The following is a 14548-nucleotide window of genomic DNA, read 5'->3' as shown; positions in this document are numbered from 1 at the left end:
CTGTATATTCTTCTGTTTTCCGGTAATAATAAGGAAAGAATTCATAAAGGAGGATTATCATATATGAAATGGTTTGATAACATTGCACTGACACTGGTAATCGTAGGCGCCCTGAACTGGCTGCTGATCGGCGTATTCCGCTTTGATCTGGTCGCCTGGCTCTTCGGAAACCTGTCCATGCTGTCCCGTATCATCTATGCGCTGGTAGGTCTCTGCGGCCTATATCTGATCAGCCTGTTTGGACGGATACGTGGCTTTTCCGAAGATTAATTCTGCGTGCCTTCCAGAAGCGCATTCATATTCTGATAAAGGATATCTCTCGATCCGGCACCCATCACGATGGAGATGTATGGATGATCTGCCGAATTCCGGTCCAGAAGGATCAGGCAGTATCCTGCTTCTCCGGTCGTGCCGGTCTTGCCGCCCACTACAGTAACTCCGTCCGGAGCATTTACAATGCCTCTCGCATAATAGTTGGTCGGCTTCCACTCTTCTGTGCGGACACTTCCGTCCGCTTCTTTGATGGAAGCAGTATAGCTTTCCGCCTCGATGACTTTCATGAATTCCTCATTTTGAATACAGGTATTGAAAATCAGATACAGATCGTATGCTGTTGTATAATGATTATCATCATGCAGTCCGTGCGGATTGGTGAAATGCGTGTTAACCGCCATCAGCTCCTTCGCGCGGGCATTCATTTCTTCCACAAAAGCTTCTTCCGACCCGGAAATATGTTCTGCGATCGCTGTCGCAGCATCGTTTCCTGAAGAAAGCAGCAGTCCGTAAAGCAGATCGCCAAGCGTCAGCTGGTCTCCTTCCTGAAGTCCGCACAAAGACGCGTCCACCGGAAAACTGGATGCTGCCGCATTCTCTCCGACTGTCACGACATCAGAAAGATTCCCTTTTTCCAGCGCAAGAAGTGCTGTGAGAATCTTCGTCGTGCTGGCCGGATACAGCCGGTCATGGATCTGATTGGAATAGAGCACATTTGCTCCGTTTAAGTCAAACAGTCCGGCAGCATGCACATTTGTCGTGCCGCTGTACTGAATCTCATCTGTATTTTCGGAAGCCACACACAGATTGGTTGCAGCAAGCCCATCTGTAGAAAATACCGAACCGCTGTAATTCTCCTTTTCATAGGATACCATCTCTGCGTTCTTCTGCGCATGCTGCATGGAGACCGCATACACTCCGCCGCCCGCCGCCGCAATCAGCACCAGACAGATCCCTGCTGCGATCTGTCTCCTATGGTTCTTTTTCTGATTCTTCTTATTCCCGTGTCTGCGGCTGCGTTTCTGTCTGTTTTTCTCAATCCGTTCTCTTCTTTTTTGTGCTTCCTCTTCCCTGTAACTACTCATACATGAACCCCTTCATAGCATTTATACTGCTGTGTTATACTACTTATACATTTCTCTCCAGTCGAGATCTCCTCTGTCGATGGCCAGAATGATAAGCTCCGCCGTTGCAAGATTGGTCGCGACCGGAATGTTGTATGTGTCGCACAGACGGATCACATCATTGACATCCGGCTCATGCGGCTTCGGATTCGACGGATCCCGCAGGAAAATCAGGGCGTCGATCCCATTCTGCGCGATCTGGGATCCCAGCTGCTGCTTCCCGCCAAGAGGTCCTGCCAGATATTTGTGTACATTCAGATTTGTAACTTCCTCGATCAGACGTCCTGTCGTTCCGGTTGCATACAGTTCATTTCTGCTTAGAATCCCTCTATAAGCAATACAGAAATTCTGCATCAGTGTCTTTTTTGAGTCGTGTGCAATGAGCCCAATATTCATGTTTCTCACTCCTTACTTATATTTTTTCTGCTGTAATCCAACATTTAATACCAGACCTATACCGATAAACATGCTGACAAGGGATGACATTCCGTAGCTGACAAACGGCAGCGGAATACCGGTATTCGGGAAGAGCCCTGTCGCCACACTGATATTAATGAAGCTCTGTATCCCGATCTGCGCGGCTACCCCGCAGCATATGATCCGGCCTCCTGTATCCGGTGCACGCATCCCTATTCTCATACATTGTATTACAATTAATAATAGCAGACCAATCACGATACAGCAACCCACAAAACCTAATTCTTCTCCTACAATCGCAAAGATAAAGTCGGTCTGCGGCTCCAGAATAAAGTTACCGTTCTTTACGGATGTTGTCGTATTATTGTTCAGGCCCTTTCCGGTCAGCCGGCCGGAACCGATGGCCATAATGGAGTTATTCTGCTGATACGCCTCATCACTGCTGTATTTTTCGGGCTGCAGCCACGCAAGAATACGTGTCTCCTGATACCCCTGCAGAATATCGATATCCGAGTGGACAATGAGGCTCAAAAGGATCACTGCCGCCGGAACCGTAATCAGAAGAAATATTCCGATAAATTTGTAGCCCAGGCCTCCCACATACATCATAACGCAGAATACCAGAACAATCGAAATCGTCGTTGAAAGGTCCGGCTGCTTGTAGATCAGAAAGCATGGTGCCGCCATCAGAAGTACTGCCTTTATGATCGTAACCGGCTTTGTAATCTCATCTTCATGATTCATAATATATTTCGCAAAGAACAGAACAAGCAGGATCTTTGCAAGTTCGGACGGCTGAAACGTCGTAAATCCGAAATCAATCCATCTTGTTGCCCCGTTTACGTCTTTTCCAAAGAATCGTACGGCCAGAAGCATCGCGATCGTCAGACCGTAAAGGATCCACTGCAGATTCAAAATCCATACATAATCAATCATGGATACAACGGCCAGTGCGATCAATCCGATGACCAGTCCGATGATCTGTCTTCCCTGAACAGACTGCTTAGCACTTCCGATTACCATGATGCCCAGACATGTCAGGGCAAGCACGGAAATCAGCAGCGAAAATTTAAAATCTTTTAAACGGTATGGTTTCGTAAATTTCAGTATCTTCAAAGCTTTTCTCCTGTCAGTGTAATGGTAATCCGGGAACGGGTGACTGAAACATCAAAGGTTTCCGGAGTTGTATCAATGTATTTTGATACCGTCAGAAACAGTTCTTTCTGGAACAGTTCACATACATTTGGGTTACAATCCATTCTGTCGGATACGAGAACCGTTCTGAGGCGGTCTTTTGCGATCCCGACAGACGCTTTTTTTTCCATTCCTTCAAATAATCCCATTTTCTGCCTCCTGCTTAATTCTTTTTGAACAGATGTGTGAGCCGGGAGAACAGTCCTCCCTTCTCATCCATATCCATGAGAGGAACTTCCTCCCCCGTAAGTCTTCGGCAGATATTCATATAGGCCTTCCCTGACGGGGAATCATCACCCGCAACAGGTTCACCCTGATTTGTCGCGATCACGACCTGTTCGTCATCCGGAATGGCGCCAAGCAGATGGATCGGAAGAATCTCGGTCACATCTTCCACGGACATCATGTCTCCGCGCTTTACCATATCAATCCGGATCCGGTTGATCACCAGTTCGAGGTTCCGGATCTGCTTTGCCTCCAGAAGACCAATAATCCGGTCCGCATCCCGGATCGCGGAAACCTCCGGCGTTGTCACAACAACTGCACGGCCAGCTCCTGCCACGGCATTTTCAAAGCCCTGCTCGATTCCTGCCGGACAGTCCAGAAGCACATAATCATACTCCTCTCTCAGATCCGCGGTCAGCTTTTTCATCTGCTCCGGAGAGATGGCGGATTTATCCTTTGTCTGGGCAGACGGGAGCAGATAAAGCCCCTCATATCGTTTGTCGTGAATGGCTGCCTGCTTCAGTCTGCATTTCCCTTCGATCACGTCAACCAGATTGTAGACGATCCGGTTTTCCAGCCCCATTACAACATCCAGATTCCTAAGTCCCAGATCCGTGTCGATGACCAGCACTTTTTTCCCAAGCTTTGCAAGGCCGGCCCCTATATTCGCGGTCGTCGTCGTCTTCCCGACACCGCCTTTTCCTGATGTAATAACAATAACTTCACCCATGTTCCTTCCTCCTAAGACCAAACTTGATGGAAAGACAACAGACAGGAGAAATCCGCCCCTGCCATGCCGCCTTCTTTCTTTCGTAATTTCCGGTACATCATCAGTCTCCTGAAACAACCGTTCCAAGGGATGCTGCATGTCCCGTCACGATTTCATCTTCTTCATCCAGCCCGTAATAGTAGCGGATAATATCACGCCCTATTTCAGAAGGATACGTAGAATTATAACCATTTGCGATACGGATCGCAAACGCAACGTTGGTGTCCTGTCCTGATGTAAATCCAACGAACAGGCCGTGGTTCGGATGCGTCGTACTCTGCTGTGCGGTACCTGTCTTTCCGTACAGTTCAAAGTCTCCGAGACTATTGAATGTGGAAGTATTGGTAACCATTCTGCGCATTCCATTGTGAACTGCTGTCCATGTGGAATTCGCAATTCCTTCCACCTCATTTCTGACACTTGGCTCATAATCTTTCACAAGATTTCCGTTGACATCCGTTGTTTTATCAAATAATGACAGATTATAGACGGTCCCCTCATTGGCAACTGCGCTGATATAACGTGCAAGCCCTGATGTTGTATAGTTGTTGGTTCCCTGTCCAATAGAAGAACGTACTACGTCACTGTCGGAAATCTGCGGCTGCGACTCCGTGATTTCCAGCCCGGTTGTGTCTCCAAGGCCGAATTCCTCCGCATATTTCTGCAGACGCTCAATTCCGTATGCATCATTGTATTCTCCGCCCGTTGTTCCAAGACGGTAGCCTACTTCGTAGAAGAAATCGTTACAGGAGTGCTGAATCGCGCTTACCACATTTAAGCTTCCATGAGAGCCCGGATAGATCCAGCATCGTGCGATCGGAGAAATCTTATCAAAAATTCCGGTACAGGAAATCGTAGTGCCTGTGCTGATTACTTCCTCGGTCAGACCTGCAATGGAAACAAGCGGTTTATATGTGGAACCAGGCGCCGTCCGTTCCTGTGTTGCTTTGTTGTAAAGCGGACTCGACGTCATGGAGTTCAGCTGTGCATAATAGTCGGAATCCATCGTATTTGCCAGACGATTGTTGTCATAACCCGGATAGGAAACCATGGCAAGCACCTGTCCGTTGCTCGGATCCGTAATCACGATGGATCCGGTACACGGCTCCAGTCCCAGTTCGCCGGGCGTAATCTCCAGACTTTCAATCTTGCTCCGGATAAAGTTATAAGCAGCTGTTGAACCGGAACTTCTCAGCCGGTTGTACTGGGTTTCATCATATTTCAGAATATTCTGCTCATACAGGATACAGCAGACCTGGTTTCCTGAAATATCCCCGGATTTGATCATATATTCATAGATGATTTTTTCAAAATCACCGTCATCTCCAAGCACTTCTCCCACATACTGCACAATTGCCTGATAAATCTCGGAAGCGCTTGAATAGCTTGCATCCCCTTCCAGATAATCGGTCAGTTTTGAGGTGTCGATCCAGTTCTGTGAAATCGCATAATTCAGATATTCATTAACTCCGATCGTCTCCTCTTCTTTCCATGCAAGATAGGTCTCATCGCTTGTATCGATTCTGTCCTCAACAAGGATTCCGGAATCATCTGTCAGAAGTGTGTCCACCACATAGTCCATGTAGGCTTTCATCCGGTCAGACAGATCCTGGTAGGCCGTCCCGTTTGCATTCTGCATTTCGGAAAGCACGGAACTGATCGCGTCTTCCTCTCTCCTGGAATAGGTCTCCAGAACCTCTTTTTCTGCAGTGCCCGCATCACTTTGGGTAAACTGGCTTGTATCAATGATCTCGTTCTTGAAAAATGCATTATAAACATCTCCCACCGGAATGACGATGGAGTCTGCATCGGTTACTTTGCTTGTATCATAGTCAAGACGGTTGACCATCTTGGAAAGCAGAATCGCCGCAAGCTTCTCTTCGAGAATATTGTAGGCGGCAATCTGAAGATCCGCGTCAATTGACAGGTATACATCATTTCCTGCCTTTGCCTCTGTCACCTTCTCGGAATCGATGACCTTTCCGACATTGTTGACGTAGATTTTCGTCTCTCCTTTTTCTCCCTGAAGGGTGCTGTCCATTGCTTTTTCAATCCCGGCCTTTCCGACAATATCTGTCAGAGAGTAGGATTCCTGCTCTTCCTCGGAAAGTGCATTGTACTCATCCTGGGAAATCTGTCCGGTATAGCCGATAATCGATGCAAAATATTTACTGTTGTTATACTGGCGGATGGAGCTCTCTTCGATGCTGACTCCTGTCAGCTCCTCCTGATTTTCCATTATTTCCGCCACTGTTGTATCACTGACATTTGTTGCAATTGTCGTTGCAATATATTTCCGGTACTTGTTCAGGCTGATCGCATACCGGATATTGACAAGCTTCAGAATATCCGATTTCTCGTAATCGTCCTCATTGATTCCGTATCCGTACGTCTCATCGGTGCACAGATAGTGGATAATATCTGCCGCTGTATAGTTTTTCTGTTTCTCGGACAGCTTGTCTATTGTAGCATACCCAAAAATGTCGGCAATAAACCGAAGACGCGCCGTGCCTTCCGTAGAAAACTCATACTCACCGCTATCATTGAGGACAATACCGAAGCTGTTGATGATGGAGTCCCCGTTTTTCTCGATAATATCGATTACTCTGCGGACTGTCGCGTTCAGCTCCTTGTTTTTCTGCTTAGTCGTATCGTAATCCCCGTTATCTTCGATCGTTACCGAATAGGCAAGAACATTGTCCGCCAGAACTGTTCCGTTCCGGTCGAGAATCCGTCCTCTTGTGCCCTGTACTTCTCTTGTTTTCTGAATCTGGAGTTTGTAGTCGTTCAGATAGCTCTCGCCTCTTACAATCTGAAGATAGAACACTCTCTGCACCAGAATCGCGAACATCACGCAGAAGACAATACTCGCGATAAACATTCTGGACTTTACAAGCTTGATGACTGTTTCCTTTATGCGTTCCAAAATATTAAACAAACCTGCTTGCACTCCTTTTTTCTTCTTCTACAAGTTTACGGTTAATTCTTAAAATAATCTGATATACAATCAAGGTGATAATGACTGTATAGAGCATCTCCGGAATGATGACATGCCCGAGATAGTAAAGAAAATGGAAATCACTCTGGAGCATGAACTGGAAAAAGTAGACCAGTATTCCATATACCAGCTCACTTCCCCCGATCAGAAGAAGCGGCAGTTTGATATTTTCATCATAGTAGAGCTTCTGGAAAAATCCATTGGCATATCCGATCACTGTGTATAATAAAATATAAAATCCAATATACTGTCCGAAGCTGATATCAAGCAGAAATCCGCTCAGCACTCCAACGAACATCCCCTCTTTCTTCCCCTGCATGAATCCAAAGGCTGCCGTCAGAATGATCAGAAGATTCGGCTTGATCGAAGCAAGCTCAAGATAGCTGAATATCGTTGTCTCCAGGAGGAAAAACACGATCACAAGAGCTGCCTCAATGACTTTGCGTTTTACAGCCAGCATGAGTTGTCTCCTTTCTATTCACCCGATGAATCGCTTTCCGTCTGATTTCCATTGTCGATCAGATCCTGTTTTGTCGTCGTAATGACAAGAACTTCCTGCAGCTTTTTGAAATCTACCGCAGGGATGATATATCCGGAACGGGTCAGATTGTTTGAATCCACGTTGACCTCGCTGACATATCCTATCAGAAGCCCCTGCAGATATTTACTGCTGATATTGGACGTTACAATCTGTTCTCCAACTGCAACTTCATTTTCATTATTTGCCAGCTGCTCAAACTGTACAACACCGTTGTTGATCAGCTTCAAATCTCCGCTGACAATACACTGGTCAAAGGTTGTCATGACCATGGCCGATATATTGACCTCATCGATAATCGAACGCACAGTAGAAGAATGCGCATTGACCTCTGTCACAATTCCGACAAGTCCGTTTCCGCTCAGGACATTCATATCTTCACGGATTCCGTCCTCGCTTCCTTTGTCGATCGTAAAGGAAGTAAACCAGTTGCTTCCGTCATTCGCGATCACTCTCGCTCCTACTTTCGGGTAGTCGGATGTATTCTGATCCATCTTGTATAAATCATAAAACCGCTCCAGCTCCACTGCTTTTTGCTGCAGCTGGTTGTTTTCCGCTTTCAGATTTTCATTCTGTTCTTTCAGTGTTTCATTTTCTTTCTGTACACTTTTCAGTGTGGCAAAATTATCCGCCACATCGTTGACCCATGTCCCGATCACATTGATCCCTTTCTGCATCGGGACCACCGTATAATCTGCGATCGCCCGGAGCGGGCCGCTTTTGACATCTGCAAAAAAGGTCGCCGCCATGCACACAACGCAGGCAGCCACGATGATCAACAGCCAGTATTTACTTTCCAAACCTTTTTGATTTCTTGTCTTCATCTTATCTCATCCACCTATAATTTTCGTCTTTCATGGAATATGCCAGATCCTTCAGATCGTCCGACAATAGAATATCACGCACTCCCCGGATTGCACTTAAATGGGGCTCTTTAACCGTATAAAACGGAATCCCCGTTTTTTCCTCCATATATCTGTCCAGACCTTTTGTACAGGCAATGCCTCCCGTCAGACAGATTCCCCGCTTTCTGATCGCCGCAAGCACATCCGGCGGAGCCTGTTCCAGCATCAGCGACACTGCTTCCCCGCAAGGCTTAAGGAACTCTTTCACAGCGGTTCTGACAATATAGTCCGGGATCTCCTTGATTCCGGGTCTTGACCGGACCAGGTCTCTCCCTGCAGCCATTACCGCGTGTCCCTGTTCTTCTCCAAACACGCTGCTCTGAATCCGCACAGCCTCTGCTGTCAGCCTGCCAATCACAAAATCCAGATGCCTCCTGACGAGAGTAATGATGGCTCTGTCTATGGAAGCCCCTCCGGTCTTTAACAGACGGTTCAGGACAATCCCGCCTCTGGACAGAACAGAAATATCCGTTGTCTCGCCTCCGATATTGACGATGGCCGCTCCGGTCTCCTGTTTGATATCAATCCCGGCTCCAATCGCATCTGCGACGCCCCGCTCCACGATGCGGACCTCTTTTGCCCTGGCCGAAGAATAGATCAGCAGATCAAAAAACGCTTTCTTTTCCATCTCTGTCACATCTGTCGGAACCGCAATCACATATTCTGTCCCTCTGGAGAAGAATCCCTCCTCTGTCTTCACTTCACTTTCCAACAGGTACTGCATCTCTCCGATTCTGGAAATCACACCTTCCTTCATCGGAAACTCGATTGTAATTTCCCCCGGCGCCTTTTCATACATTTCATAGGCACGGTCGCCTGTTGCAAAAATCTCTGTCTCATTCCGGACGGCTACCGCATTTTTTACGGTCCGGATCCGGTTTTCCTTTTTATCATAAATCTTTAACTGATACGTACCAAGATCCAGGCCATAAATACTCCTAGCCATCTTCGTCCCAGTCCCTTCTATTATTTATATCCACCCTTTTTCAGCAAGGCTCACATACGACCGGTCACCGATAATGATGTGGTCGATCAGCGTGATTCCGATCAGTTCTCCCGCTTTCGCGATCTTTTTCGTCACAAGTATATCCTCCCTGCTCGGCTCCGGATCGCCGCTCGGATGATTATGCAAAAGTATAATCATCACCGCATCTTTCTGTAATGCTTCTATAAACAACTCTCTGGGAGAAATCACAGACATATTGACTGTCCCCTTGGAAATTCTTGTCTCACCCAGAAGCTTTGACTTTGTATTTAACATCAGCAGTTTCAGTTCTTCCTGTTTGAGGTGACGCATATCTTCCATATAATAGGAAGCGATCGTCTCCGGCCTGTCAAAACAGAGCGGCTCTTTTGCTTTCTCTTTCGCAATTCTTCTTGCAATCTCACAGAGGCAGAGAATCTGTACCGCCTTGACCTCCCCGATTCCCGGAATTTTCATCAATGCCTCTTTCGAGTAGGAAGGAAGCCTCGTAAGCCCGCCCTCTTTTCCGTCCGGGTAAAGCACTGCTTTTGCTGTCTCCAGCACATTGCCTCCTTTCGTACCGCTTCTTAAAAGTACGGCCAGAAGCTCAATATCGGTCAAGCTTTTTGCACCAAAACGTCCACATTTTTCATATGGACGTTCCTCTTTCAGTAACTCTTTCATTTTTTGATTCATACTCTTTTGTAAACTCTGATGATCGATTCAGTAGATTATAAGAAGCGATAAATAATGATAGAAAGAATCATGCCAACAATGCTGGCGATAGAAATATTCACACTCAGTCCCAAAGTGAGAACCAGAATTCCAAGATCCAGTACAACCGGCTGCTGCAGGCCAAATGTCTGACCGTACGAAAGCCATCCAAGTCCGGGAATATCCTGTGCGAGCATCCCTATAAATCCGCCCAACACAATGCCTGCCAGAAGCATCAGGAGAAGTCCCCATCCATTTTTGCTTCCTGCTCCTTTCATCTGTAACCCTCCAAACTCTAGTGTTTTACAAACCGCTTTTATTCTAACACACTTCAAAAAAAGTGTATAGACTTTTTGTGCATTAAATTTTCCTTAAGAATCGACAACGTATTTACAGAGCTTGCAGGCACTCTTGTCGTCAATGTGTCGTCAATAAAACCCTTAGTAAAACGCAGCCAGTTGTCGAACATCAGCCTCTTAAATAAAAAAGGCACCGCCAGTTTGCGATGTCTTCTTTGTATGCAGGAAAATCCACTCTTCTTTTTCTGAAAATTACTCATAAGAAAGACTGTAAATCTTATCATATAAAGAAATATTCTCTTCTTTCAAATGATGGGTAATCAAAATCAATGTAAGTGTCGGGCAGGCCAATAAGGCTTCCTCTACAAGTGCAGCGTTTTCTTTATCTAACGCAGAGGTCCCTTCATCTACGAATAAAATGGTTCTATTATGAATCAGCGCCCTTGCTATGGCAATCCGCTGTTTCTGTCCCCCGGATAAGTTCTTTCCGTTCTCTCCAACTTTCGTATCCAACCCATCCGGTAGTGCCTTCAAATCATTCTGCAATGCACTCATATCCAATACTTCCTGCATTTTTTCTTCCGGGAAGTCACTTCCAAGAGTAATATTATCCCTTATAGAGCAATCAAAAAGATACACATCCTGTTCGATATATGCCATCTGTTCATAATAAGTGTCCCCATCAAAAGAAGAAATTTCTTCTCCGTCATAGTAGATTTTCCCTTGATAATTTCCTAACTGTCCGAGCATAATCTTTATCAGCGTTGTTTTTCCGCTTCCACTCTTTCCTACAAGAGCATATTTCCCATTCTTTTCAAATGTATAATTGATATTTTCAAATACTTTCTTCTTCCCATAAGAAAAAGATAAATTTTCAAGAACAATTTCTTTCTTAAGTGCCGGAAGTTTTTTGCTTATTCTATTTTCTTCGGTATTTTTATCACAATCTACTTTTGCAAAATATGGCCTTGAACCCGCAATTTGCAATTTTGCTGAAATCAACTGGCTGAATGCATTTCCTACTTGATTTGTAAGATTCAAACTTCCGAAAATTATTTCAGGCGCGATGATTCGCAGTACACAAAGCACAAATGTCAGAATATTTATTGCATTGATTCCAAAAATACTAATTACTGTTGATTTATAATTTTCTTTGCCCTTGTTCTTTGCAAAATCACATTTTTCTTCTTCAAATGCTTTGCCCGCTTCCATGATTTCTTTATAAAATTTCTGCGGATTTCCAAAGGATTTTAAGATGCAGATTCCTGCAATCTGTTCTTTTACTTTGTCCGTATACCGTTCCATTGCCAGTGATACTTTTTCTGCATATTTTTCCACTTTATCACTGAATCTTTTACTTACATACATAGAAATACCGGACACGACCAATGTCAATGCCAACAATTCCCATTTAATAAAAAGCAAAGAAATAGCTCCCATCAAAAGTCTGAATCCTGTATCCATATAACTGTAAAAAACTTGGAAGCCCTGGTTTTCAGCTTCTCTGACATCATTAGTATACCAGGATACATACTCTCCGCTATCTGTTCCCACATTCTTTTCAAATGATTCATGAAGTATCTTTTTACTAATGTCATTTCGAAGCTCCGTATTCATGGTGGAAATAAGATATGTTTGATAATTTTTCCTTATATATAAAAGCACATAGAAAAAATATGCAAGAGCTGAATTAAAAGCCACAACAAGCAGTACTTTTTTAATTTCTCCCTCTATAACCTGCTTACCTATATACATTTGCAGAAATGCAAAACTCGTCTCGATTCCATTTATAAAAATCATCAAAAAGAGTAATACGGCATTTTCTTTTTTATAGTGCAACAGATACTTTTTCATTGTGCCACCTTCTCTCCCAGACAGTATACATTTGTATATTTCTGCATGTCTTTTTCTTCCAAATGATGACTAACAAATAGCAAAGTCACATCTTTGGACTTTAAGAGAGCCGTTTCTATCTTCTTTGCGTTTATTTTATCGAGCGCCGAAGTTCCCTCATCCACAACAAGAATGTTTCGCTTATGAATCAATGCCCGTGCCACTGCCACTCTCTGTTTTTGTCCTCCTGAAAGACAATCTCCATTTTCGCCCACATCCGTATCAAGCCCTTGAGGAAATGATTTTAAATCCTCATAAAGTGCGCTGTTGCGTAATGCCTCTTCCAGTTCTTCCTTCTGAAACTCTGCACCGAGAGTGATATTTTCCCGAATTGTCGTATGAAATAGAAATACATTTTGTTCTATATATGCCATCTGTCGATAAAACGATTCTGTATCATACACAGCAGCATCCACGCCGTCAAAAAGTAATTCTCCGCTGTATGAAGTTAATTGTCCCAAAAGAATTTTTAATAATGTTGTTTTTCCACTCCCGCTTTTTCCTATGATACCATATTTCCCACCGACTTTAAATTTCAGATTCAAGTTTTCAAAAACCGGCTTCTCCGAATAGGCAAAGCTCAAATTCCGGAATTCAATTTCATTGTTAATCATCGGAAGTTCTTTTTTCTTTTCCGTTTCCTCCGCCATTCTATTGATTTTTTCAAAATATGGTCTGGCTCCATCCATGGCAACCCGCAGTTCAGAAAGTGTGAGGATAGAATTTTTTACCTGATTGATTAAGTTTCCTCCTCCAAAAAATATTTCTGCTGGAATCACACGAAGAGCGCACATTCCGAACAACACCATATTATTGACAAAACTCGCAACGGAATTAATCCCTCTAATTTTCAGCGTTGCTTTTCCCTGGGTTTTCACATATATATATCTTTGTTTTTCCAGCTCTTTTGATTCTCCTTCAATCTGACGTTGAAATCGATCTTGGTATCCGAAATATTTAAGAACTCTGACTCCCCCTATCTGTTCTTTTACTGCTTTCGTAAATTTTTCCCATATTGCAGACACTTTTTCAGACTCTTGTTTCACATCGTTTCCAAAACGATGGGACAATACATAAACCATACCTGTTGTAATCAGTGTGCAAAGCAAAAGCTGCCAATTAATTGCTCCTAGTACAATAATGCCTAACACTAACTTAATGATTTCATCTATGGCATCATAAAAATTACGGATGCCTTTTTCTTCCGCTTCTTTTAAATCATTAATGTACCAGGATAAATACTCTCCGGAATCACCTTTTTTTAATTGTTCAACAGATTTACTTAACATCTGATGATTCAGATTCTCCCGCATGGCTTGATTGATTTTTGCGATTACTTTCGTGAGATGAACATCGTAACTCCAAAATAAGAGGTGAAGTATCAGATAGAGAATCATGATCCCAGCAGAACAAATCAAAATTCCTCGCAAATCCCCTTCCATTACAAGCTTTGCCATGTACATCGTAATGAGCGTACTACCTAAGAGAAGTAAATTTTGAAACAGTAATTCGAAAATAATAATAGAACTTTCAAATTTGTAATGTTTCATAAAAGATTTCATTCTTTATCCCTCATCTTCAAAACTTTGGTAATTATCACAGATATAATTTTCAGTCATTATTCTTTTAAATGGACACATGTTATTTAAACATGAAAATATCTTATTGCAAGAAAAACATTTGTCATATAAAATGTTTTCGCTCCACACTTCATTTTTTTTCAAATCCAAATGTAAATTACCATATCCGTCTATATATCCTACTTCATTTTGTGATTTATTTAATGCAACCGTACATTTCTCGACTTTCCCACTTGCCCGAATAGTAAATCCATTTTTATACGAAGCATAACACATTTCATTTCCCAATCCTATATTTCCAGTGTTATCACACCTGATTTTTAAATTATCAATATAATTAATATGATCTTTAATTAATTTCTTTCCTGTGATTACATGAAGTAAATCAAGACTTTTAACTCCCTCACCTCCCAAATCACATACCTGACGTACAAGTATACCAAACCGAACATCTCCTTTTTAACTTTTCGTGCAAATCGCTATTCTTCACCTGAATAATTTCCATATTTGCTCCTCCTTCCTACCTGAGGTAGTGTCAAATACTACCTTGTTTTTTTGTGTCTAAATCTTTCATAAACCTTGTTTTTAAGGGAAATCTGCAATAAAAAGAGCATTGACCTCCCTTTTCTGGTATAATGTCTATCGCCAAAAACAA

The 14548-nt window shown here is 43.5% G+C and carries 15 protein-coding genes; 1 reads left to right on the top strand and 14 read right to left on the bottom strand.

What is annotated here, in order from left to right; translation table 11 throughout:
• Window positions 1-63: 63 nt before the first annotated feature.
• The gene (locus tag Selli1_RS12660; protein ID WP_087169360.1) at window positions 64-270 is read left to right on the top strand and encodes a DUF378 domain-containing protein; all 207 of its coding nucleotides are present in this window, start codon (window positions 64-66) and stop codon (window positions 268-270) included.
• Here the strand turns inward: Selli1_RS12660 and Selli1_RS12655 are convergent.
• The 14 genes from Selli1_RS12655 to Selli1_RS12590 all read right to left on the bottom strand — a co-directional run bounded on the left by Selli1_RS12655 (window position 267) and on the right by Selli1_RS12590 (window position 14307).
• Complete coding sequence (locus tag Selli1_RS12655) at window positions 267-1358, bottom strand: D-alanyl-D-alanine carboxypeptidase family protein (RefSeq protein ID WP_281844977.1); 1092 nt, start codon at window positions 1356-1358, stop codon at window positions 267-269. The two genes, Selli1_RS12660 and Selli1_RS12655, sit on opposite strands and share 4 nt — an antisense overlap.
• 39 nt (window positions 1359-1397) lie before the next feature.
• Window positions 1398-1793 (bottom strand): methylglyoxal synthase, encoded by a 396-nt coding sequence (locus Selli1_RS12650; protein WP_087169359.1) that lies wholly within the window; start codon window positions 1791-1793, stop codon window positions 1398-1400.
• 12 nt (window positions 1794-1805) lie between these two features.
• Complete coding sequence (locus Selli1_RS12645; RefSeq protein ID WP_087169358.1) at window positions 1806-2930, bottom strand: FtsW/RodA/SpoVE family cell cycle protein; 1125 nt, start codon at window positions 2928-2930, stop codon at window positions 1806-1808.
• Window positions 2927-3157 carry a cell division topological specificity factor MinE gene (locus Selli1_RS12640; protein WP_087169357.1) on the bottom strand — a complete coding sequence of 77 codons (231 nt, stop codon included), beginning with the start codon at window positions 3155-3157 and terminating at the stop codon, window positions 2927-2929. The genes Selli1_RS12645 and Selli1_RS12640 overlap by 4 nt, the downstream gene beginning before the upstream one ends.
• A gap of 14 nt (window positions 3158-3171) precedes the next feature.
• Window positions 3172-3963: a septum site-determining protein MinD gene (gene minD / locus Selli1_RS12635; RefSeq protein ID WP_281844978.1), complete on the bottom strand. Its 792-nt coding sequence runs from the start codon at window positions 3961-3963 to the stop codon at window positions 3172-3174.
• Window positions 3964-4063: 100 nt separating this feature from the next.
• A complete protein-coding gene (locus tag Selli1_RS12630; RefSeq protein WP_281844988.1) occupies window positions 4064-6931 on the bottom strand; it encodes a penicillin-binding transpeptidase domain-containing protein in 2868 nt (955 codons plus the stop codon).
• A gap of 1 nt (window position 6932) precedes the next feature.
• Window positions 6933-7460: a rod shape-determining protein MreD gene (mreD, locus tag Selli1_RS12625; protein WP_281844979.1), complete on the bottom strand. Its 528-nt coding sequence runs from the start codon at window positions 7458-7460 to the stop codon at window positions 6933-6935.
• Between the two features lie 14 nt (window positions 7461-7474).
• Window positions 7475-8362, bottom strand: coding sequence for a rod shape-determining protein MreC (gene mreC, locus Selli1_RS12620; RefSeq protein ID WP_087169354.1), 888 nt, complete (start codon window positions 8360-8362; stop codon window positions 7475-7477).
• A 1-nt stretch (window position 8363) separates the two neighbouring features.
• Entirely contained in the window at window positions 8364-9389 is a 1026-nt protein-coding gene (locus Selli1_RS12615) for a rod shape-determining protein (protein ID WP_281844980.1), read from the bottom strand.
• A 24-nt stretch (window positions 9390-9413) separates the two neighbouring features.
• Window positions 9414-10103, bottom strand: a complete 690-nt coding sequence (radC, locus tag Selli1_RS12610) for a RadC family protein (protein ID WP_087169352.1) — start codon at window positions 10101-10103, stop codon at window positions 9414-9416.
• Between the two features lie 35 nt (window positions 10104-10138).
• Entirely contained in the window at window positions 10139-10399 is a 261-nt protein-coding gene (locus Selli1_RS12605; RefSeq protein WP_281844981.1) for a DUF4321 domain-containing protein, read from the bottom strand.
• Between the two features lie 273 nt (window positions 10400-10672).
• Window positions 10673-12274: an ABC transporter ATP-binding protein gene (locus Selli1_RS12600; RefSeq protein ID WP_281873152.1), complete on the bottom strand. Its 1602-nt coding sequence runs from the start codon at window positions 12272-12274 to the stop codon at window positions 10673-10675.
• Window positions 12271-13875, bottom strand: coding sequence for an ABC transporter ATP-binding protein (locus Selli1_RS12595; RefSeq protein WP_087167530.1), 1605 nt, complete (start codon window positions 13873-13875; stop codon window positions 12271-12273). The genes Selli1_RS12600 and Selli1_RS12595 overlap by 4 nt, the downstream gene beginning before the upstream one ends.
• Window positions 13876-13878: 3 nt before the next feature.
• Window positions 13879-14307: a hypothetical protein gene (locus Selli1_RS12590; RefSeq protein WP_087167529.1), complete on the bottom strand. Its 429-nt coding sequence runs from the start codon at window positions 14305-14307 to the stop codon at window positions 13879-13881.
• Window positions 14308-14548 lie beyond the last annotated feature (241 nt).

The sequence above is a fragment of the Sellimonas catena genome (assembly GCF_027924685.1).
Classification (GTDB): domain Bacteria; phylum Bacillota; class Clostridia; order Lachnospirales; family Lachnospiraceae; genus Sellimonas; species Sellimonas catena.
The sequence above is the reverse complement of the archived record's forward strand: the minus strand, read 5'-3'. Positions and strand labels throughout refer to the sequence as shown.